A 20,695-nucleotide genomic window follows, 5' to 3' on the forward strand; every position below is an offset into this window, starting at 1 on the left:
GAGGGGGCGCCGGAATGGCGCCCCCTCTCCCATGCCGTGTCCGGCGGGCCTGCTTACAGGTACGGGCCCGATCGGGCGCCCGCATGCGGGCCGTCCTCCTCGTCGTCCTCGTGCGACGACCCGGGCGGCAGCGCGCGCCTCATCTGCTCCAACTGGGCGCGGGCCGCCATCTGCTGGGCGAACAGAGCCGTCTGGATCCCGTGGAAGAGACCTTCGAGCCAGCCCACCAACTGGGCCTGAGCGATGCGCAGTTCGGCCTCGGAGGGGATCGCCTCCTCCGTGAACGGCAGGGAGAGCCGCTCCAGCTCCTCGACCAGCTCCGGCGCCAGGCCGTCTTCCAGCTCCTTCACCGAAGAGGCGTGGATGTCCTTCAGGCGAACGCGGCTCGCCTCGTCGAGAGGAGCCGCGCGGACTTCCTCCAGGAGCTGCTTGATCATGCTGCCGATACGCATGACCTTCGCGGGCTGTTCGACCATTTCCGTCACCGGGACCTCGCGGGACTCGTCGTCTCCACCGCCGATGGCCATACCGTCCTGGCCTACGACCAGGATGTGGGGGCTGTCCGGCGACTTATCGTTCCTCGGCATCTCCATGCCGCCCATTCTCTCGCACACGTGCCTCACATCACGTTGTGCCCCCGGGAAGGCCTGATCCACCGCTTCACGGGCGACCATTCCCACCGGGCAGACGATGTTTCACGTGAAACGGCAACCACCCGGTGGGAATGGTCGCCCGGTTCACGGCCTGCGCAGCCGCAGTGCCAGAAACCCGAGCCCAAGCCCGGTCAGGGTGAGCCCCGCCCCCAGCGAGAGGACGTGGGCCCGCAGGTCGGAATTGCTGGGAAGCGCCTGCGGCTGGTGATGGTGGCGGGGCGTGGGCAGCACCCCGTCGGCGGTGGGGGTGGCCATCGGCGCTGGGGATGGTGGTGGAGGTTCGGCGGGCCGGACCTGTGCGGGGGGCGGCGGGTTGCCCGGCTCCTGGGCCGGGGCCGTACCTTCGGAGGCCGCCTCGTCGGGGGCCAGCACGTCGGAAGCGTCCGGGTACAGGTTCTGCTGCGGCTCCAGGCGGCCCGGCCGGGTCCGGCCCTCGCCCGCCCGGCTGCCCGCGAGGTGCTGCTCCTCGGAGACGGCCTGCGGTGAGGAAGCGGCGCGCAGCGAGGGGTCCGCGCGCGGCGATGGGTCGGTGCGCGGCGACGGGCGTGCCGTGCCGGAGGGAACCGCACTGGAGGGCGGGCCGGGCGAGGGGACGCCTGTGGCGACCGCGTACGGCAGGGGCGTCAGGAGCAGCGCTCCCGTCAGCGAAACGGCCGCCGTGAGCGACCGGACCCCTGGAGCCATGCGAGGGCCCCCTCCCGTACGGACGTGTAACGCCTGGGTGACCGAATCAGCGTCACACGGGGGGAGTTGCCCGGCATCCCGGGAGCCGTCGGGCCTGCGCCGAACGGGCCGGGCCGTCACCCGCCACCTACGCGCGAAGGCCCGGCACCAGGGTGCCGGGCCTTCGTCGGACGAGCCGTGCGCGTCTACTGCGCGGGCGCGTTGCCCGAGGAGATCTGGAGTGTGAACTGGGCGTTCTTCTTGTCCACGTCCACACCGGCCGCCGGGAACTGGGTGATGACCACGTCCTGGCCCCACTGGCCGTTGTCGACCGTCTCGGTGTTGACCTTCCAGCCAGCGGCCTGGATGCAGGACTTCACCGACAGGATGTCCTTGTAGGAGAAGTCGGGCGCCTGGACCTTGCCCGGGTCGAGCGTGGAGGTCTGCGGCGAGGTGCACTTGTCGGAGTCCATCGTGCGCTCGCGCTCCGGCCCCTTGTGGCCGGCCGCCGCGGAACTGCTGGCCTTGGCGTCACCGCCGCCGCCCCCGGTGTCGTCCTTGTTGTTCAGCGTCAGCGCCGTGATCAGACCGCCGACCGCGAGCAGAGCCACCGCGACCGCGCCCACGATCACCGGGGTGTTCCGCTTCGAACCGCCCGATCCCGTCGCGGACGGCTGCGCCGGGGACATCGAGTACGGCGGCGGTGTCTGGGCGGCCATCGGGGCGGGCTGCTGCGGATAGCCGTACGAGGGCTGCGGCTGCGGGGTCGGCGCGGGGGTGGGCGGGCCGTAGGGGCCCGACGGGTACGGCGTCTGCACACGACCCTGGAGCCCGGGCGCGGCCTGCGAGTCGAGCGGCGGGAAGACCGTCGCGCCGACCCCCGTGCCGCTGACCGGCGGGGCGCCGCCGGTGATGACCGGCGCGGCGCCCGTCTGGCCCGCCGAGGCGATCCGGTGGATCTCGTCGTGCATGGCCTGGGCGCTCGGGAAGCGCTCGTTCGGGTTCTTCTTCAGGGCGCGGGCGACCAGCGCGTCCACCGCCGGGGTGATCGACCGGTTGAGGGAGGACGGCGCGACCGGCTCCTCCTGGACGTGCGCGTACGCGATCGCCAGCGGCGAGTCGGCGTCGAAGGGGATCCGCCCGGTCAGGAGCTGGAAGAGCATGATGCCGACCGAGTACAGGTCGGAGCGGGCGTCCACGCCGCGGCCGAGGGCCTGCTCGGGCGACAGGTACTGGGGAGTGCCGACGACCATGCCGGTCTGCGTCATGGAGGTGACGCCGGACTGCATCGCACGGGCGATGCCGAAGTCCATCACCTTGACGATGCCGCGCTTGGTCATCATCACGTTGCCCGGCTTGATGTCCCGGTGGACCAGGCCCATCTCGTGGCTGGCCTCCAGGGCGGCCAGCACGTCGGCGGTCACCTTGAGGGCCTTGTCGGCGGGCATCGCGCCGTACTGCTGGATGTCGCGGTGCAGCGTCGAGCCGAGCGGCTCGCCCTCCACGTACTCCATGACGATGTACGGCATCACCCCGCCGTCCTCGGCGGAGCCGCTGAACGTCACCGTGTCCTCGCCGGTGTCGAAGACGGAGACGATGTTGGTGTGCTGCAGCTTGGCGACGGCCTGGGCCTCGCGGCGGAACCGCTCGCGGAACGACTGTTCCCGGCCGAGTTCGGTGTGCAGCGTCTTGATGGCGACATGGCGGTCGAGAGCGGAGTCGTACGCGAGGTACACCGACGCCATGCCGCCCTCGCCGAGGAGGTCGCGCAGCTGGTAGCGCCCGCCCGCGATGGAACCGCCCGCATAGCGGCCGTGTGCGCCGTCCTGGCTCATGACTGTGCTTCCCCCTTGGCGCGGTGGCCAGTGCCGATCCTCGATTTTTCAGGCCAAGTCTGCCCGAGGGGTCGGTCACGTCAAGCCGCGTGCCCGTTCCGTGACCGTACGCGCTGGAAGAGTCTCGCAAGCGTTACAGGACCAGCATCGAAAACGTACGGGATTTGCATGGGTACACGCGGAACCGATTGGATGGCCGGTCCATCCCGGACCGGCGCCCCTTGCGAACGCTGTAGCGTGCACTACTGCACAACCAGGTGATGAGCACGACGGAAGACCGTAAAGAAGACCGCGGACGCGGCCAGATACGACGGCGAGGACTGATGGCACCCGAACCCGACGGAAACGGCGCCGGGATGGCCGATGCGCAGGACCACGAGTCGTGGGTCGGCGGACTCGTCGGCGACGGCCGTTACCGCCTCACGCACCGCCTCGGCCGAGGCGGCATGGCGGAGGTGTTCGCCGCCGAGGACGTGCGTCTGGGCCGCACCGTCGCCGTGAAGCTGCTGCGCGCCGACCTGGCCGAGGACCCGGTGTCCAAGGCGCGCTTCACGCGTGAGGCACAGTCGGTGGCCGGGCTCAACCACCACGCGGTGGTCGCCGTGTACGACTCCGGTGAGGACTTCGTGGGCGGCCAGACCGTCCCGTACATCGTGATGGAGCTGGTCGAGGGCCGCACCATCCGCGACCTCCTGGTCGACGCGGACGCCCCGCCGCCGGAGCAGGCGCTGATCATCGTCTCCGGTGTCCTGGAGGCGCTCGCCTACTCGCACCAGCACGGCATCGTGCACCGGGACATCAAGCCCGCCAACGTGATCATCACGGACACGGGCGCGGTCAAGGTGATGGACTTCGGCATCGCGCGGGCGCTGCACGGCGCCCAGTCGACGATGACCCAGACCGGCATGGTCATGGGCACCCCGCAGTACCTCTCGCCGGAGCAGGCGCTCGGCAAGGCCGTCGACCACCGCTCCGACCTGTACGCCACGGGCTGCCTGCTGTACGAACTCCTCGCGCTGCGGCCCCCGTTCATCGGTGAGACGCCGCTGAGCGTGGTCTACCAGCACGTCCAGGACATGCCGGTGCCGCCGTCGCAGGTGGCCCATGTGGCGCCGCCCGAACTCGACGGCCTCGTCATGCGTTCTCTCGCCAAGGACCCGGACGACCGTTTCCAGTCCGCCGAGGAGATGCGCGGCCTGGTCCAGTACGGCCTGCAGATGCTCCAGGCGCAGGGCGGCCACACCGGTACCTGGAACACCGGCCCGGTCGAGCTGATGCACGAGGGCGCCCACACCCCCGCGATGGGCAGCCCCGGCGCGACGGCGGCCATGGGCCACCCGATGCACGGGGAGACCTCGCAGTTCGGCGGCCCGATCCTGCCGCCGATGAACCCGAACGACGGCGGTTACGACGGCTACGACCACGGCGGCCGCAAGCAGGGCGGCGGCGGCCGGGGCGGCAAGATGGTGCTGTTCGTGGTGCTCGCGATCGTCGCGATCGCCGCGGGCGTGGCCTTCGCCCTGAACGCCACGCAGAACACGGGCGGAAGCTCCGGTGGCGGCGGGGGCACGACCTCGAACTCCCCGAAGACCTCGCCGTCGGTCTCCGCCTCCGACACCCCCTCGACGCCGGACACCCCGGGCACCAGCCAGGGCCAGACCTACGGCAACAGCTCGAACGGCAACGGCGAGTCGCCCTCGCGTCACCGGTCGCGCTCCGCCTCACCGACGCCGAGCAAGTCGCAGTCCTCGCACTCGCCGGGCACCGACCAGGGAACGTCGTCGGGGACGAGCGAGGGCACGGATCAGGGCACGACGTCCGGTACGAGTGCGGGCACCGACCAGGGCACTTCGTCCGGTGCGGACCAGGGCACGAGCAAGGGCACCTCGTCCGGTGCGGACCAGGGCACGAGCAAGGGCACCTCGTCCGGTGCGGACCAGGGCACGAGCAAGGGCACCTCGTCCGGCTCCGGCGGCACGCCGCCGGCTAACCCCTGACCTGAGCGGGACCCCTCACCCCGCGAAGGCCTCGCACACCGCCTCGTACTCGCGGGTCCACCAGACCGCAAGGGCCGACGCCGCAGGAAACTGCGGGTCGGCCCTTCGGTCGTGCAGCTGGTAGCGCCAGCGCAGGATCCAGAAGTCGTTGAGGCGCTCCCACCACACCCGGTGCACGGCGGCCGCCAGTTCCTCGGCGTCGGCGCCGGCGGCCCGGCGATAGGCGCGGGCGTAGGCGCGTACCTTCGCCAGTTCCAGCTCGCCCGAGGGGCGGACGAAGAAGATCGCGGCGGCCCGGACCGCCTCCTCGGCGCGGGGCTGGACGCCGAGCCGGTCCCAGTCGACGATCGCGGCGGGTTCGGCCGAGCGGCCCTCGCCCCGGTACAGCAGGTTCAGCGGGTGGAAGTCGCCGTGCACCCAGGCGCCGGTCGCGGGGGCCGCCGGGCGGCGGTGGGCGTGCAGCCCGAGCAGTAAGCGGCGCTCCAGGAGGCGGTGCTCGGCGAGCTCGTCGAAGGCGTCACGGGGCTGGTGCCTGCGGGCCCGCGCCACCAGGTCGTCGATGAGGGCGAGGGTGTCGGCGGGGTCGGCGCTGAGGTGCTCCGCCGGGGACACGTCGGGCTCCATGACCTGGGCCAGGCAGGTGTGCACGAGCCCGAGCAGCGCGCCGAGCCTGCGGGACTCCACGGTGCAGAGCTGGGCACCGTCGCGGTGGCGGCCGTGCACCCAGGGGTGCAGCGCGTAGCAGTGGCCGCCGATCACCGCGACGGTGTCGCCGTCGGCGTCCGGGACGGGCGGGGCGACGGGCACGCCGAGGGCCTGGAGGCGTTCGGTGGCGCGGTGCTGGCGGGCGATGGCCTCGTGGTCGCCGTCCAGGTGGTGCTTGAGGAAGTAGTCGCCGCGGGTGGTGGCGAGCCGGTAGCCGCGGTTCAGCAGGCCCTGGGCGACCCGTTCGCAGGAGAGCGGCTCACCGGGGGCCTCGTAGCGGCGCAGGAGCTCGCCCACGGGTGGAGTTGCAGATGAGCGCGGCACTCGTCAGATGTTAGATCACGCAACGTGTTTGAGTCGGCGCTCTGTGGAGTAGTCCAGCGAATGGACGGTCACGAACTGGGGTTCGATCCGCATGTACACGGCGTCGAAGGGCTCCCCGTCGACCTCGCGCGGGTCCGTGCCGAACAGCTCCAGCTGCGCGGCGGTGGGCTCGAAGGGCTCCGCGGTGCCGGTGAACTGCACCGACCAGACGTCCTGCTCGCCGGTGCTGAGGTTGTCGGCGCCGTAGGCGACCACGCTGCCCAGGCAGGCGTGGTGGTAGCCGAGCCCCGCGTGCAGCCGCAGCAGCACGCAGCCGTCGACCACGATGTGGCGGGCCGGGGCCACGAACGGCAGGGCTCGCATGCTGGTTGCCACGCGGCCGTACGGGACACGGCCGAGCAGCTCGATGGCGCGGGCTTCCTCGGAGGACATGCCCCCACCCTCGCGCCCGGCACCGGCCCGCTGGAAGAGCCCGGCGCCCCACGCGTCCGGGCCGTAGGTCCCGAATGGCGGGGTTCCGCACGCGGGGCGCCGCACGGGCCGGACGCCGTCAGGAAGGGCGCTCAGGGGGTCAGTGGTTCTTCTCCGCCTGGATGCGGGCCACATACGCGGCGGCCTGGGAGCGGCGTTCCATGCCGAGCTTGGAGAGCAGCGAGGAGACGTAGTTCTTGATCGTCTTCTCCGCGAGGTGCAGGCGCTCGCCGATCACGCGGTTGGTCAGACCCTCGCCGATGAGGTCGAGGATCTTGCGCTCCTGCTCGGTGAGGTTGGCCAGGCGGTCGTCGCCCTTGCTCTTGCCGCCGTCGCGCAGCCGCTCCAGGACCCGGGCGGTGGCCACCGGGTCGAGCAGCGACTTGCCCGCCGCCACGTCACGCACGGCCGTGAGGAGTTCGCTGCCCCGGATCGCCTTGAGGACGTACCCCGAGGCGCCGGCCATGATCGCGTCGAAGAGGGCCTCGTCGTCCGCGAACGAGGTGAGCATCAGGCACTTGATGTCCTCGTTCTGCGAACGGATCTCGCGGCAGACCTCGACTCCGCTGCCGTCCGGGAGCCGTACGTCGAGCACGGCGACGTCGGGACGGGTGGCGGGGATCCTGACCAGGGCGTCCGCCGCGGTGCCGGCCTCGCCGACCACTTCGATGTCGTCCTCTACGGAGAGCATTTCGTGGACGCCGCGACGGACCACCTCGTGGTCGTCGAGCAGGAATACGGTGATTTTGCCTGTTTCGCGCACGGAATCAGTCTCACACATTCATCCGAAGGACGCCGGAAGGTGCCATAAGAGACCCCTTCCCGAACCTGCGCGGCCGGGATAACGTGCCGTTGTTCCGGCGGCCTGCAAGGCTGTGACCAGCGACTGTTCCCTACTTTCTCGATTTACTTGGAAATCCAAGCAAAATCGCAGGTCAAGTGGGGTTTCGCAGTAATGCGCAGCACTGGGTAACGTGCTTTTTGTCAGGGCGCTCGCCGGGGCACCTGTCACGCCTGATCCCCGGCCGAGCGCGCACACCCCGTGCACTTGAGACGGACAGGCGAGCCTCCCCCAAGCTCTGGTCGAGCCGGGGGGACCCCCAGGCTCACCGGCGAACCCGGGAGCCGGACAGACGGAGGAGCACGCACGTGACCGTGGAGAGCACTGCCGCGCGCAAACCGCGACGCAGCAGCAAGCGCACCGCCGGGGCCGGCGCAAGGAAGACGGCCGCCGAGCCCGAGCTCGTACAGCTGCTGACGCCCGAGGGCGAGCGGGTCGAGCACCCTGACTACGACGTCGACCTGAGCCCCGAAGAACTGCGCGGTCTCTACCGCGACATGGTTCTGACCCGGCGCTTCGACGCCGAGGCCACCGCCCTGCAGCGGCAGGGCGAACTGGGCCTGTGGGCCTCGCTGCTCGGTCAGGAGGCCGCACAGATCGGCTCCGGGCGTGCGCTGCGGGACGACGACTACGTCTTCCCGACCTACCGCGAGCACGGCGTCGCCTGGTGCCGTGGCGTCGACCCGACGAACCTGCTCGGCATGTTCCGTGGCGTCAACCACGGTGGCTGGGACCCCAACAGCAACAACTTCCACCTGTACACGATCGTCATCGGCTCCCAGACGCTGCACGCGACCGGGTACGCGATGGGCATCGCCAAGGACGGCGCGGACAGCGCGGTCGTCGCCTACTTCGGCGACGGCGCCTCCAGCCAGGGCGACGTGGCGGAGGCCTTCACCTTCTCCGCCGTCTACAACGCCCCCGTCGTGTTCTTCTGTCAGAACAACCAGTGGGCCATCTCCGAGCCCACCGAGAAGCAGATGCGCGTGCCGCTCTACCAGCGCGCGCAGGGCTTCGGCTTCCCCGGCGTGCGGGTCGACGGCAACGACGTGCTGGCCTGCCTGGCCGTGACGCGGTCCGCCCTCGAGCGGGCCCGCCGGGGCGAAGGACCCACCCTGGTCGAGGCGTTCACCTACCGGATGGGCGCGCACACCACCTCCGACGACCCGACGAAGTACCGGGCCGACGAGGAGCGCGAGGCCTGGGAGGCCAAGGACCCGATCCTGCGCCTGCGCAGCTACCTGGAGAAGGCCGGCCACGCGGACGCCGCCTTCTTCGAGGAGCTGGAGACCGAGTCGGAGACGCTGGGCAAGCGGGTGCGCGAGGCCGTGCGCGCCATGCCCGACCCCGAGCCGATGGCGATCTTCGAGAACATCTACGCCGACGGCCACGCGCTGGTCGACGAGGAGCGCGCCCAGTTCGCCGCCTACCAGGCGTCGTTCTCGGACGGGGAGGGCAACTAGCCATGGCCGTACAGAAGTTGCCGATCGCCAAGGCGATCAACGAGTCGCTGCGCAAGGCGATGGAGACCGACTCCAAGGTCCTGATCATGGGCGAGGACGTCGGCAAGCTCGGCGGTGTCTTCCGGGTCACCGACGGCCTGTTCAAGGACTTCGGCGAGGACCGGGTCATCGACACCCCGCTCGCCGAGTCCGGCATCGTCGGCACCGCGATCGGTCTGGCCCTGCGCGGCTACCGGCCCGTCGTGGAGATCCAGTTCGACGGTTTCGTCTTCCCGGCCTACGACCAGATCGTCACCCAGCTCGCGAAGATGCACGCCCGCGCGCTCGGCAAGATCAAGCTGCCGGTCGTCGTGCGCATCCCGTACGGCGGCGGCATCGGCGCGGTCGAGCACCACAGCGAGTCGCCCGAGGCGCTGTTCGCGCACGTGGCCGGCCTCAAGGTGGTCAGCCCGTCGAACGCGTCGGACGCGTACTGGATGATGCAGCAGGCCATCCAGTCCGACGACCCCATCATTTTCTTCGAGCCCAAGCGCCGCTACTGGGACAAGGGCGAGGTCGACACAGAGGCCATCCCCGGCCCGCTGCACAAGGCCCGCACGGTGCGCGACGGTTCGGACCTGACCCTGGTGGCCTACGGGCCGATGGTGAAGGTGTGCCTCGAAGCCGCGGCCGCCGCGCAGGAGGAGGGCAAGTCGATCGAGGTCGTGGACCTGCGCTCGATGTCGCCCATCGACTTCGACGCCGTCCAGGCCTCGGTCGAGCGCACCCGGCGCCTGGTCGTCGTGCACGAGGCGCCGGTCTTCTACGGCGCCGGCGCGGAGATCGCCGCCCGGATCACCGAGCGCTGCTTCTACCACCTGGAGGCCCCGGTGCTCAGGGTCGGCGGCTATCACGCCCCGTACCCGCCGGCCCGCCTGGAGGAGGAGTACCTGCCGGGCCTCGACCGGGTGCTCGACGCCGTCGACCGCTCGCTGGCGTACTGAGGGAATGGTCGTGACGACAATGACTGAGAACGCAGCCCGCTACCGCGAGTTCAAGATGCCGGACGTCGGCGAGGGGCTCACCGAGGCGGAGATCCTCAAGTGGTACGTCCAGCCCGGTGACACCGTCACCGACGGCCAGGTGGTGTGTGAGGTCGAGACCGCCAAGGCGGCCGTCGAACTGCCCATCCCCTACGACGGCGTGGTGCAGAAGCTGAACTTCGACGAGGGCGTGACGGTGGACGTGGGCACGTCCATCATCACCATCGACGTGGCCCCCGGCAGCGGGGACGACGCCCCGCTCGCCGAAGCCGCGCAGGCGACCGCGCCCGCTGCCGCCACGGCGCCCGCCGAGCCCGCCGAGGACGAGGCGCCCAAGGGCCGCCAGCCCGTGCTCGTCGGATACGGCGTCTCCGAGGCCTCGACCAAGCGCCGCCCGCGCAAGGGCGCCCAAGTTCCCGAGCAGGCTCCGGCCGAGGCCCTGCGTGCCGTGCAGACCGAGCTGAACGGTCAGGTGCCCGCTCCGGCCCGCCCGCTCGCCAAGCCTCCGGTCCGCAAGCTCGCCAAGGACCTCGGCATCGACCTCGCCACCGTGGTGCCGACCGGCCCCGACGGCATCGTCACCCGCGAGGACGTCCACGCGGCGCTGGCTCCGGTCGCCGAGGACGCCCCTGTTTCACGTGAAACAACTCCCGCTCCGGCGGCGCCCGTTCAGGGTGACGCCCGCGAGACGCGCATTCCCGTCAAGGGCGTGCGCAAGGCGACCGCGCAGGCCATGATCGGCTCGGCGTTCACGGCACCGCACGTCACGGAGTTCGTGACGGTCGATGTGACGCGGACGATGAAGCTGGTCGAGGAGCTCAAGTCCGACAAGGACATGGCGGGCCTGCGGGTCAACCCGCTGCTCCTGATCGCCAAGGCGCTGCTCGTGGCGATCAAGCGCAACCCGGACGTCAACGCCTCGTGGGACGAGGCGAACCAGGAGATCGTGCTCAAGCACTACGTGAACCTGGGCATCGCGGCGGCGACCCCGCGCGGTCTGATCGTCCCGAACATCAAGGACGCCCACGACCAGACCCTGCCCCAACTTGCTCAGTCCCTGGGCGAGTTGGTGTCGACCGCACGCGAGGGCAAGACGTCGCCCGCAGCGATGTCGGGCGGCACGGTGACCATCACCAACGTCGGCGTGTTCGGCGTGGACACCGGCACCCCGATCCTGAACCCGGGCGAGTCCGCGATCCTCGCGGTCGGCGCGATCAAGCTCCAGCCCTGGGTCCACAAGGGCAAGGTCAAGCCCCGCCAGGTCACCACGCTCGCGCTGTCCTTCGACCACCGGCTGGTCGACGGCGAGCTCGGCTCGAAGGTCCTCGCCGATGTGGCGGCGGTCCTGGAACAGCCGAAGCGGCTCATCACCTGGGCCTGACCGGCCCCTCCCTCGGCCCCCGGCGCGCATCCCCGCGCACCGGGGGCCGAGGCGTACCCGCGCTCTCGCCCCGGCCGGGGTGGAGGAGCCACCGGCGCCCGGTCCCGGTGGACAGGGCCCCGGGCCGGGCCGAAAGTGAAGGCAGGGGGCAGCCCGGACCCGAGGGAGGCAGCGCATGCGGACGTACGCCCGCGCCTCGCTCGGCGCCGCGCTCGCCGGGGCCGCCCTGGCCGGAGCCCTGCTCGACCCGGCCGCAGCCCGCCCGGCCGTGCCTCCCACGGTCTCCGTGCTGCCGCCCGCGCCCTCCACGTCTTCCGCGAAGGCCTGCACCGCTTCCCTCGAAGCGTCCATCGGCGCCGGGGTCACCGCGCTCCTGACGCTGAGTCCGTCCGGGCCGGCCGTCACCTTCGAGGACGGCCCCGGCACCCCGATCCCGGGCCTCGGCAGGCTCGACCGCAAGCACCCCGCGCTGCCCGCGTCGGCCGGCATCCGCGCCGAGATCCTCACGCCGTACGGGCCCGCCCCCCGGCTGCGGACCAAGGTCGAGGGTGGCGCCGAGGCCCCGTACCAGGTCCAGGACTTCCCCCGGCTGCCCGGGAACTGCCGGCTCCACGGAGCCGGGACCTAGGCCCGTTCCGCGATCCGGACGGCGCTTTCTGATGCACCCCTGTTGTATCTATCCTGTGCGCATGCCTTCCGCCCCCGCCCCCGCCACCAAGCAGCCGCCCGCCGCCGACCGCGTCTACATGCACGTCAAGCAGGCGGTGCTCGACCGTCATTACGAGGGTGGCACGCTGCTCACCGAGGGAGAGCTCGCCGAGGCGGTCGGGGTGTCGCGGACGCCGGTGCGCGAGGCGCTCCTGAAGCTCGAAGTCGAGGGGCTCATCAAGCTCTACCCGAAGAAGGGCGCGCTCGTGCTCGCCGTCTCCGCGCAGGAGACCGCCGATGTCGTCGAAACCCGGCTGCTCGTCGAGGAGTTCGCGGTGCGCAGAGCCGTCCCCGCCCCCGAGCGTCTGATCGGGCGCCTTCAGGAACTCCTGGCCGAGCAGAAGGCCCACGCCGCCGCCGGGGACCTGGCCGCCGTCGCCGTCAGCGACCGCTGTTTCCACGCCGAGATCGTGCGCAACGCCGGCAACGAGATCCTGGCCCGGCTCTACGACCAGATGCGGGACCGCCAGCTGCGCATGGGGGTCGCCGTCATGCACGCCCAGCCGGACCGCGTCGCCAAGAACATCGCCGAGCACGAGGAGATGCTGGAGGCGATCAGGGCCGGTGACGGCGAGCGCGCCGCGCAGTGTGTGCGCCAGCACCTCAGCTGGGTCAAGGTCCTGGTCAGGGGGGACGACCGATGAGTTCAGCCGCACTGCCCGCACCACAGCCGCTGGGCGGGCGCCGGGCCGTGTTCGTGTGGGGCATAGGCGTCGGCGTCTACTTCGTCGCCGTCATCTTCCGCACCTCGCTCGGCGTCGCGGGCCTGGACGCCGCCGAGCGCTTCCACGTCAACGCCTCGGCGCTGTCCACCTTCTCCATACTCCAGCTGCTGGTGTACGCGGGGATGCAGATACCCGTCGGCCTCATGGTCGACCGGCTCGGCACCAAGAAGGTCCTCGTCCTCGGGACCGTCCTGTTCACCGTCGGACAGCTCGGCTTCGCCCTCTCGCCCTCGTACGCCACCGCGCTCGGCTCCCGGGCGCTGCTCGGCTGCGGTGACGCGATGACGTTCATCAGCGTGCTGCGGCTCGGCTCGCGCTGGTTCCCCGCCAAGCACGGGCCGATGATCGGGCAGGTCGCCGCGCTGTTCGGGATGGCCGGCAACCTGGTGTCGACCATCGTCATCGCCCGCGCGCTGCACGGGATCGGCTGGACCCAGACCTTCGCGGGCAGCTCGCTCGCCGGAGTGGTGGTCCTGGTCCTGCTGCTGCTCTTCCTGCGCGACCACCCCGAGGGCCACGAGCCGCCGCCCGCGCACCACGCGGGAGCCGCCTTCGTGCGCCGGCAGATCGCCCAGTCGTGGCGCGAGCCCGGCACCCGGCTCGGGATGTGGGTGCACTTCACGACCCAGTTCCCCGCGATGGTGTTCCTGCTGCTGTGGGGGATGCCGTTCCTCGTCGAGGCGCAGGGCCTCGACCGGGGGACGGCCGGGGAGCTGCTCACCCTGGTGGTGCTCTCCAACATGGTCGTGGGCCTGGTGTATGGCCAGGTCATCGCCCGCCACCACGCGGCCCGGCTCCCGCTGGCGCTCGGCACCGTAGGAGCTACCGCGCTCATGTGGGCCGCCACCATTGCCTATCCGGGCGCGCACGCGCCGATGTGGCTGCTCGTCACACTCTGCGTGGTCCTCGGGGCATGTGGACCGGCCTCGATGATCGGCTTCGACTTCTCCCGCCCGGCCAACCCGCCGGAGCGCCAGGGCACCGCGTCCGGCATCACCAACATGGGCGGCTTCATCGCCTCCATGACGACGCTGCTCGCGGTGGGCGTGCTGCTCGACGCGACCGGGGACGACTACCGGATCGCGTTCTCGTCGGTGTTCTTCCTTGAGGCCCTCGGCCTCGTCCAGATCCTGCGGCTGCGGGCGCGGGCCCAGCGCCGCGAGCGGGAGCACCTGGTGGCGAGCAGGGTGGAAGCGGTGCACGTACCCGTGTAGCGGGGTCACGTACCCGTGTCGCGCGGGTCACGTACCCGTGTAGCGCGGGCAGCCGCGGCCCATCGGCGCTACGGGGTGACCGCGAACTCCCGCAGGATCGCGTCGGCCAGTGCCTGGTCGCCCTCGGCCTTCACACGGTCGGCGACCGCGTGCGGGCGGACCCGGCCGCAGGCGAGCCGCACGAAGGTCTCCCAGTCCATGACGAGGGTGACCAGCGGGCCGAGCGAGGGCGCGCCGTCCACCGTGCCGTGGCCGTCCGCGTCGACCCGTACCGTCCGCAGGAACTCCACCGGGCCGTGGATGTCGAAGACGACGGCGGAGCTCGGCGGCGCGCCCGCGTCCTTCGCGACGATCTTGGGCAGGGCCTGCAGCAGGACGTCCCGGGTCACGTACGCGCCCGGCGAGTCCAGGTTGCCCGGCTTGTTGAGGGCCCAGCGCAGGTCCTGCTCGTGCACCCACACGTCGAACGCCCGCATCCGCAGCGCGAGTTCCAGGGTCTGCTCGGCGCCGAGGGGAGCGCGCACCTTGGTCTCGGGGTCCCGGTTCTCGTTGCGCAGCTGACGCGCCCGCCGGATGATCGTGTACTCCAGCTCGGAGGTCATTTCCGGCGCCGTATGGTGGCGGCGCACATCGACCTGCATCTCCATGTAGCGAGCGAACTCGGTCTGCACATGGAAGATGTCCCGTGGGAGCGTGTGGATCGGCCGCGGGTCGCCCAGCTGCTCGCTCTCCATGCCGATGATGTGCGACACGATGTCCCGCACCGACCAGTTGGGGCACGGCGTCGCCCGGTTCCACTCGCCTTCGACGAGCGGCATCACCAGCTCGGATATCGCCTCGATGGAATGGGTCCAGGCATCGGCGTAGGTCTGAAGGCTGGGATGGACGGTCACGGGACCCCTCGGCGGTTCTTTTGTACGCGGGCTGGACTGCGGGACTGCGTGGGAGGCTTGGTCGCTAAGTTACGCTGCCGGGCAGCACCCCGGCAGTGCTTTGGTGTGACGATCGTAGGCTGTTTCCCATAGTGCTGACGGCTCGAAGGACAGGACGGTGGTACTGTGCGCGCCTCGCTGATTCAGATCGACGTAAACCCGGACGAGTCCATCAATTCCCGCCGCCGACGCGTGGGTTCGCTGATCCGTGAGCAGCGCGGCAGCGATCTGGTCGTGCTCCCCGAGCTGTGGACTGTGGGGGCGTTCGCGTACGAACGCTTCGCGGACGAGGCCGAGTCGCTGGCCGGGGCGCCCGCGGGGACGCCCGTCGGGGCCACGGTGCGGGAGATGTCCGACGCGGCCCGGGAGACCGGGGTCTGGCTGCACGCGGGGTCCGTGCCGGAGCGGGGTGCGGACGGGACGCTCTACAACACCTCCCTCGTCTTCTCGCCCGACGGCGAACTGGTGCGCAGCTACCGGAAGATCCACCGCTTCGGCTTCGACAAGGGCGAGGCGGTGCTGATGGGGGCGGGTTCACAGCTCGTCACCGTCCCGCTGCCCGAGCTCACGCTCGGCCTCGCGACCTGCTACGACCTGCGCTTTCCCGAGCTGTTCCGGGGCCTTGTCGACGCGGGCGCCCACGCCTTCGTCGTCCCGGCCGGCTGGCCCGAGCGGCGGCGCGCGCACTGGACGCTGCTCGCCCGGGCGCGGGCGGTCGAGAACCAGGCGTACGTGCTGGCCTGCGGTACGGCGGGGACGCATGCGGGGGTGGAGCAGGCGGGCCACAGCATCGTCGTCGACCCCTGGGGCGAGGTCCTCGCGGAGGCGGGGGCGGGTGAGGAGGTCCTGACGGTGTCGCTGGACCCGGCGCGGGTCGCCGAGACCCGGGAGGTCTTCCCGGCCCTGAAGGACAGGGTGCTCTGACGCTCCGCCGGGGGTTCGGGTGGGTGCGGGCCGGTACCGGTACCGGTCGGTTCGCGCAGTTCCCCGCGCCCCTTGGGGTGGTGCGGTCTGTCCGTGGGTGCGGGTCGGCTGTGGCTGAGTGCGCAGTTCCCCGCGCCCCTTAACCCCCTCTTCGGCTGCGGGCCGTGCGTGGCCGTTCGCGTGGGTCCTCGCGCCCCTGGCAGGGCTGGTGCTGGCCGGCATCAGGCAACCTCAGGCCGTCATGGGGGTCCCCCCTGGCCCTTGAGGTGCGAACGGGGTCCGGGGCGGAGCCCCAGGGGCCCGGGCCGGAAGGACGGCTTCGTGGGGGCGGGAGGGCAGATCCGCCGGGGCCAAACGGGGCAAGACGCTCGGGGCCGGAGGGCGGGGGCGGCCCGCCGCTAGGGTGGCGGCATGAGCACACCGCCCCGCTTCGACCGCGGCCACACCGACGACCTGATGACCTTCCTCGCGGCAAGCCCGTCGCAGTACCACGCCGTGGCCAACGCGGCCGCTCGCCTGGAGAAGGCCGGGTTCCGGCAGGTCCAGGAGACGGACGCCTGGGACGGCACGTACGGCGGGAAGTACGTGCTGCGCGGCGGCGCCATCGTGGCCTGGTTCGTGCCCGAGGGCGCCCAGCCCCACACCCCGTACCGGATCGTCGGCGCCCACACCGACTCCCCGAACCTGCGCGTGAAGCCGCAGCCGGACTCGGGGGCGTACGGCTGGCGCCAGGTCGCCGTCGAGGTCTACGGCGGGACGCTGCTCAACACCTGGCTCGACCGGGACCTCGGCATCTCGGGCCGGCTCACCCTCAAGGACGGCAGCCACCGCCTGGTCAACGTGGACCGTCCGCTCCTGCGCGTACCGCAGCTCGCCGTGCACCTGGACCGCTCGGTGAACACCGACGGGCTCAAGCTCGACCGCCAGCGTCACCTCCAGCCCATCTGGGGCCTCGGCGACGACGTGCGGGAAGGCGACCTGATCCGTTTCCTTGAGCAGGAGGCCGAGCTCGACGAGGGCGACGTGGCCGGCTGGGACCTGATGCTGCACTCCGTCGAGGCGCCCGCCTACCTGGGCCGCGACCGGGAGCTGGTGGCCGGCCCGCGCATGGACAACCTGCTCTCCGTGCACGCCGGGGTCGCGGCCCTCGCCGCCGTGTCCGGCGCCGACGACCTCCCCTTCATCCCGGTGTTCGCCGCCTTCGACCACGAGGAGGACGGCTCGCAGGCCGACACCGGCGCCGACGGCCCGTTGCTCGGCAACGTCATGGAGCGCTCGGTGTTCGCCCGTGGCGGCAGCTACGAGGACCGCGCCCGCGCCTTCGCCGGCACCGTCTGCCTGTCTTCCGACACCGGCCACGCCGTCCACCCCAACTACGCCGAGCGGCACGACCCCACGCACCACCCGCGCGCCAACGGCGGCCCCATCCTCAAGGTCAACGTGAACGCCCGGTACGCCACCGACGGCGCGGGGCGCGCCGTGTTCGCGGCGGCCTGCGAGCGCGCCGACGTGCCGTGGCAGACCTTCGTCTCCAACAACGCGATGCCCTGCGGCACCACCATCGGCCCGATCACGGCGGCCCGGCACGGCATCCAGACCGTCGACATCGGTGTGGCGATCCTGTCGATGCACAGCGCGCGCGAACTGTGCGGCGCGGACGACCCGTACCTGCTCGCCAACGCCCTGACCGCGTTCCTCGCCGCCTGAAACATCCAGAATGAACCAATAGCCCGAACTCGCTTGCGGTGCATGGGGGTTGGCCGTCCGGGGCCCGGGTACTCGGACGGTCCACCACCTTTCACGGAGGCGAGAACCATGGGCTTGGGCGGCTGCATCATCCTCATCGCGGTGGGGGCCATCCTCACCTTCGCGACGGACTGGCACACCAGCGGCGTGAACGTCCACGTCGTCGGCCTGATACTCATGGCCGTCGGCATCATCGGTGTCGCCGTCTTCACCAGCGTGCTGCGCAGGCGGCGCATGGTGCCCGGGGCCACCATCGTCGAGGAGGACCGCGACCACCTCATGTGATCCCCGGTCCCCCGCACCGCGACCACCTCATGTGACCCCTGCTTCCACCCCGCGTATCCTCGACTGTCCGGGCCCTGACCAGGTCCGGGTGGGAACGGGGAGCAAGGGGGTGCCGCCACCGTGGAGTTCCGCGTCCTGGGAACGGTGGCCGTGGCGACGGAGGACGGCGCGTTCCTCCCGCTCGGCCCCGCCAAGCGCCGCAGCCTGCTGGCCATGCTGCTGCTCCAGCCCAACACCGCCGTCCCGGTGGAGCGCCTCACCGAGGCCCTGTGGGACGAAGAGCCGCCGCTGCACTCCCGTACCGTCCTCCAGGGCCATGTCTCGCGGCTGCGCGCCCTGCTCGCCGAGCACGGCGCCGAGGCGTACGGCATCGAACTGGCCACCCAGGGACCGGCGTACGTCCTGCGGCTTCCCGACACCCTCATCGACGCCCACCGCTTCGAGGAACTCGTCTCGCTCGCCAGGGGCCAGCGGGGCCCCGGTGACGCGGTCCTGATGCTGCGCGAGGCGCTCGCCCTGTGGCAGGGCCCCGCCCTCACCGGCACCGTCACGAGCCCGCCGCTGCAGGCCGCCGCCCACACCCTCGAAGAGCTGAGGATCGCCTCCGTGGAGGCGCTCGCCGAGGCGTACGGGGAGCTGGGCGAGCACGGCCGGGCCGCCGCCGTACTGCGCACCGAAGCCGTCGCCCACCCCCTGCGCGAGCCCCTCTCGGCCGCGCTGATGCTGGCCCTGAGCCGCTCGGGGCGCCAGTCCGACGCCCTCGAATGGTTCCACCGCACCCGCCGCCTGCTCGCCGACGAGCTGGGCGTCGACCCGGGCCCCGCGCTCTCCGACGCGTACGCCACGATCCTGCGCGCCGGAACCCCCGCCACCCCCGTGGAGCCGGTCGCCGACGAGCCCGAACCGGCCTTCTGCGTACCGGAGTTGATGCCGCGCAGGCCGCGTGGCTTCACCGGCCGGCAGGCCGAGCTCGACGCGCTCGGGGCGGCCGCCACCGGAGAGTACGGCGCGGTCGCGGTGGTCACCGGAGGTGCCGGCGTCGGCAAGACCGCGCTCGCCGTGCACTGGGCGCACGAGCGCCGGGGCGACTTCCCCGACGGCCGCCTCTTCGTCGACCTCTGCGGATACAGCGACACCCCGGCCCGCCAAGTCACCGTCGTGCTGCGGGAGTTCCTGCTCGCCCTGGGTGTGCCCGTCCAGCGCATACCCGAGACCGAGGCCGGCATGGGTGCGCTGTACCGCTCGCTGACCGCCGACCACCGGATGCTGGTCGTGCTCGACAACGCCCGCGACTCCGAGCAGGTCCGCCCGCTGCTGCCGGGCGGCGACCACTGCGTCACCCTGGTCACCAGCCGCGACCGGCTCGGCGGTCTCGTCGCCTCCGACGCCGCACGGCCGGTCCGTCTCGACGAACTGCCCGCCGCCGACTGCGCCGCCCTGCTCGGCGCGGTGCTCGGCGAGGACCGGGTCGCCGCCGAACCCGAGGCCGCCGCCCGCCTCGCCGAGCTCTGCGACGGCCTCCCGCTGGCCCTGCGCGTCACCGCCGCCCGCCTGGCCGCCCGCCCCCAGTGGACGCTGGCCGCCCTCGCCGGTGAACTCGCCGACGAGCAGCGGCGGTTGGGGCTGCTGCGCGTCGAGGACACCGGCGTCGCCGCCGCCCTGCGCCTGACCGTGCAGCAACTGCCCGAGCAGGCGCGCCGGATGTTCCGCGCGCTCGGCCTGCACACCGGCTCCGAACTCGACCGGTACACGGCCGCCGCCCTGGCCGGCTGCACCCCCGACCAGGCCGCCGCCGCCCTCGAACGCCTCGCCGCCGCCCACCTCGTGGTCGAGTCGGGCCCGCACGGCCCCGACCCGCGCACCCCGGACTCGTACGCCCTGCACGACCTCGTACGCCTCTACGCCCGGGCGCTCGCCCCCGAGGCCGACCCGGACGGCCTCGCCCGTCTCCTGGACCACTATCTGCACACCGGCCTGGTCGCGACCGCCACGGCCGAGCCCGGCAGCCAGCCCTGTTTCGTGCCGCCGCCCGCGTCCCGGCGCCCGGCGGCGGTGCGCGAGTTCGAGGACCGCCAGGCCGCGCTCGCCTGGTACGAGGCCGAGCGGGCCACCCTGCGCGGCGCGGTCGCCGCGGCCGTCGCGGCCGGAATGCACGACCGGGCCTGGCGGCTCGTGCTGCTCCAGTGGCCGCTCATCCTGTGGCGGGTCCGCGACGGCTGGGTGCCGTTGCTCGAACAGGCCCTGGAATCGGCCGAGTTGGAACAGGAGCTGGACGCGCAGTCCCGCACCCGCGCACTGCTCGGCTGGGTGCTGCACGAGGAGGGGCGTTACGACGAGGCGCTCGCCCAGCTGGAGAAGGCGCCCGACCTGGCCCGCCGGGCCGGCTCCGTCACCAGCGAGGCCATCGCCCGGATCAACCTCGCCCTGATCCTCGCCCAGTACGGCGAGGCCGAGCGGGCCGGCGAGCTCCTCACCCACGCCCTCGCGCTGGCCGGCCGGGCCCGCGACCGGTCCACCGAGATGCTCGCCCACCAGCACCTGGCCCGTCACTTCCTCGACGCGGGCGACCACGACCGGGCCCTCGGCCACTCCCGTGACGGCCTCGACCTCGGACCCTCGCCCGAGGCCATTCCGCGCCGGGTCCTGCTTCGCACCAGCTACGGCGAGGCGCTGGCCGGCCTCGGCCGCACCGAGGAGGCCCGCCGCCAGCTTGCGACCGCGGCCCGCGAGGCCGACGACCACGGCTACGAGGAGGGCGCGGCCGCCGCCCGCGCCGAACTGGCCAAGCTGGCACCCACGTAAGCGC

The 20,695-nt window shown here is 71.9% G+C and carries 18 protein-coding genes; 11 read left to right on the forward strand and 7 right to left on the reverse strand.

Annotation, left to right across the window (positions count from 1 at the left end; genetic code table 11):
* Positions 1-53 precede the first annotated feature (53 nt).
* The 3 genes from ACFYZA_RS21675 to ACFYZA_RS21685 form a co-directional block, all read right to left on the reverse strand.
* Positions 54-593 (reverse strand): bacterial proteasome activator family protein, encoded by a 540-nt coding sequence (locus ACFYZA_RS21675; RefSeq protein WP_382583387.1) that lies wholly within the window; start codon positions 591-593, stop codon positions 54-56.
* Positions 594-737: 144 nt separating this feature from the next.
* Positions 738-1,337 (reverse strand): hypothetical protein, encoded by a 600-nt coding sequence (locus ACFYZA_RS21680; protein ID WP_388492190.1) that lies wholly within the window; start codon positions 1,335-1,337, stop codon positions 738-740.
* 185 nt (positions 1,338-1,522) lie between these two features.
* Positions 1,523-3,151 (reverse strand): protein kinase, encoded by a 1,629-nt coding sequence (locus ACFYZA_RS21685; RefSeq protein WP_388492191.1) that lies wholly within the window; start codon positions 3,149-3,151, stop codon positions 1,523-1,525.
* Between the two features lie 323 nt (positions 3,152-3,474).
* Here ACFYZA_RS21685 and ACFYZA_RS21690 point away from each other — a divergent pair, with 323 nt between their 5' ends.
* Positions 3,475-5,148, forward strand: a complete 1,674-nt coding sequence (locus tag ACFYZA_RS21690; RefSeq protein WP_388492193.1) for a protein kinase — start codon at positions 3,475-3,477, stop codon at positions 5,146-5,148.
* A 15-nt stretch (positions 5,149-5,163) separates the two neighbouring features.
* Here ACFYZA_RS21690 and ACFYZA_RS21695 read toward each other — a convergent pair whose 3' ends face one another.
* The 3 genes from ACFYZA_RS21695 to ACFYZA_RS21705 form a co-directional block, all read right to left on the reverse strand.
* A complete protein-coding gene (locus ACFYZA_RS21695; protein WP_382583399.1) occupies positions 5,164-6,177 on the reverse strand; it encodes a phosphotransferase in 1,014 nt (337 codons plus the stop codon).
* Positions 6,178-6,192: 15 nt separating this feature from the next.
* The gene (locus ACFYZA_RS21700) at positions 6,193-6,609 is read right to left on the reverse strand and encodes a pyridoxamine 5'-phosphate oxidase family protein (RefSeq protein ID WP_382583402.1); all 417 of its coding nucleotides are present in this window, start codon (positions 6,607-6,609) and stop codon (positions 6,193-6,195) included.
* A 139-nt stretch (positions 6,610-6,748) separates the two neighbouring features.
* A complete protein-coding gene (locus ACFYZA_RS21705) occupies positions 6,749-7,411 on the reverse strand; it encodes a response regulator transcription factor (protein WP_100575501.1) in 663 nt (220 codons plus the stop codon).
* 386 nt (positions 7,412-7,797) lie between these two features.
* On the opposite strand from ACFYZA_RS21705, the gene pdhA reads away from it, so the two are divergent.
* From pdhA to ACFYZA_RS21735, 6 genes are all read left to right on the forward strand, one after another.
* Positions 7,798-8,952 carry a pyruvate dehydrogenase (acetyl-transferring) E1 component subunit alpha gene (gene pdhA, locus ACFYZA_RS21710; RefSeq protein WP_382583405.1) on the forward strand — a complete coding sequence of 385 codons (1,155 nt, stop codon included), beginning with the start codon at positions 7,798-7,800 and terminating at the stop codon, positions 8,950-8,952.
* 2 nt (positions 8,953-8,954) lie between these two features.
* Positions 8,955-9,935, forward strand: a complete 981-nt coding sequence (locus ACFYZA_RS21715) for an alpha-ketoacid dehydrogenase subunit beta (RefSeq protein WP_388492196.1) — start codon at positions 8,955-8,957, stop codon at positions 9,933-9,935.
* A gap of 10 nt (positions 9,936-9,945) precedes the next feature.
* A complete protein-coding gene (locus ACFYZA_RS21720; protein WP_388492197.1) occupies positions 9,946-11,355 on the forward strand; it encodes a dihydrolipoamide acetyltransferase family protein in 1,410 nt (469 codons plus the stop codon).
* A gap of 175 nt (positions 11,356-11,530) precedes the next feature.
* On the forward strand, positions 11,531-11,983 hold the full coding sequence (locus ACFYZA_RS21725; RefSeq protein WP_388492198.1) for a hypothetical protein: 453 nt from the start codon (positions 11,531-11,533) through the stop codon (positions 11,981-11,983).
* 61 nt (positions 11,984-12,044) lie between these two features.
* Positions 12,045-12,707 carry a GntR family transcriptional regulator gene (locus ACFYZA_RS21730; protein WP_382583417.1) on the forward strand — a complete coding sequence of 221 codons (663 nt, stop codon included), beginning with the start codon at positions 12,045-12,047 and terminating at the stop codon, positions 12,705-12,707.
* The gene (locus tag ACFYZA_RS21735) at positions 12,704-14,002 is read left to right on the forward strand and encodes a nitrate/nitrite transporter (protein ID WP_382583420.1); all 1,299 of its coding nucleotides are present in this window, start codon (positions 12,704-12,706) and stop codon (positions 14,000-14,002) included. Before ACFYZA_RS21730 ends, ACFYZA_RS21735 begins: the two co-directional genes overlap by 4 nt.
* Before the next feature lie 68 nt (positions 14,003-14,070).
* Here ACFYZA_RS21735 and ACFYZA_RS21740 read toward each other — a convergent pair whose 3' ends face one another.
* Positions 14,071-14,895 carry a maleylpyruvate isomerase family mycothiol-dependent enzyme gene (locus tag ACFYZA_RS21740; protein WP_382583423.1) on the reverse strand — a complete coding sequence of 275 codons (825 nt, stop codon included), beginning with the start codon at positions 14,893-14,895 and terminating at the stop codon, positions 14,071-14,073.
* A 165-nt stretch (positions 14,896-15,060) separates the two neighbouring features.
* Between ACFYZA_RS21740 and ACFYZA_RS21745 the strand changes: the two genes are divergently transcribed.
* The 4 genes from ACFYZA_RS21745 to ACFYZA_RS21760 all read left to right on the forward strand — a co-directional run bounded on the left by ACFYZA_RS21745 (position 15,061) and on the right by ACFYZA_RS21760 (position 20,691).
* A complete protein-coding gene (locus tag ACFYZA_RS21745) occupies positions 15,061-15,858 on the forward strand; it encodes a carbon-nitrogen family hydrolase (protein WP_388492200.1) in 798 nt (265 codons plus the stop codon).
* A 411-nt stretch (positions 15,859-16,269) separates the two neighbouring features.
* On the forward strand, positions 16,270-17,565 hold the full coding sequence (locus ACFYZA_RS21750; protein WP_382583428.1) for a M18 family aminopeptidase: 1,296 nt from the start codon (positions 16,270-16,272) through the stop codon (positions 17,563-17,565).
* 108 nt (positions 17,566-17,673) lie between these two features.
* Complete coding sequence (locus ACFYZA_RS21755) at positions 17,674-17,889, forward strand: DUF6458 family protein (RefSeq protein WP_100575489.1); 216 nt, start codon at positions 17,674-17,676, stop codon at positions 17,887-17,889.
* A 120-nt stretch (positions 17,890-18,009) separates the two neighbouring features.
* Positions 18,010-20,691, forward strand: coding sequence for a BTAD domain-containing putative transcriptional regulator (locus ACFYZA_RS21760; protein WP_382583432.1), 2,682 nt, complete (start codon positions 18,010-18,012; stop codon positions 20,689-20,691).
* Positions 20,692-20,695: the final 4 nt, after the last annotated feature.

The sequence above is a fragment of the Streptomyces sp. NPDC001828 genome (assembly GCF_042892175.1).
In the GTDB taxonomy this organism is placed as follows: Bacteria; Actinomycetota; Actinomycetes; order Streptomycetales; family Streptomycetaceae; genus Streptomyces.

Coding starts and splice junctions, on each gene's coding strand:
- ACFYZA_RS21675 (WP_382583387.1), bottom strand. CDS start 593: ATGGAGATGCCGAGGAACGATAAGTCGCCGGACAGCCCCCACATCCTG.
- ACFYZA_RS21680 (WP_388492190.1), bottom strand. CDS start 1,337: ATGGCTCCAGGGGTCCGGTCGCTCACGGCGGCCGTTTCGCTGACGGGA.
- ACFYZA_RS21685 (WP_388492191.1), bottom strand. CDS start 3,151: ATGAGCCAGGACGGCGCACACGGCCGCTATGCGGGCGGTTCCATCGCG.
- ACFYZA_RS21690 (WP_388492193.1), top strand. CDS start 3,475: ATGGCACCCGAACCCGACGGAAACGGCGCCGGGATGGCCGATGCGCAG.
- ACFYZA_RS21700 (WP_382583402.1), bottom strand. CDS start 6,609: ATGTCCTCCGAGGAAGCCCGCGCCATCGAGCTGCTCGGCCGTGTCCCG.
- ACFYZA_RS21715 (WP_388492196.1), top strand. CDS start 8,955: ATGGCCGTACAGAAGTTGCCGATCGCCAAGGCGATCAACGAGTCGCTG.
- ACFYZA_RS21725 (WP_388492198.1), top strand. CDS start 11,531: ATGCGGACGTACGCCCGCGCCTCGCTCGGCGCCGCGCTCGCCGGGGCC.
- ACFYZA_RS21730 (WP_382583417.1), top strand. CDS start 12,045: ATGCCTTCCGCCCCCGCCCCCGCCACCAAGCAGCCGCCCGCCGCCGAC.
- ACFYZA_RS21735 (WP_382583420.1), top strand. CDS start 12,704: ATGAGTTCAGCCGCACTGCCCGCACCACAGCCGCTGGGCGGGCGCCGG.
- ACFYZA_RS21750 (WP_382583428.1), top strand. CDS start 16,270: ATGAGCACACCGCCCCGCTTCGACCGCGGCCACACCGACGACCTGATG.
- ACFYZA_RS21755 (WP_100575489.1), top strand. CDS start 17,674: ATGGGCTTGGGCGGCTGCATCATCCTCATCGCGGTGGGGGCCATCCTC.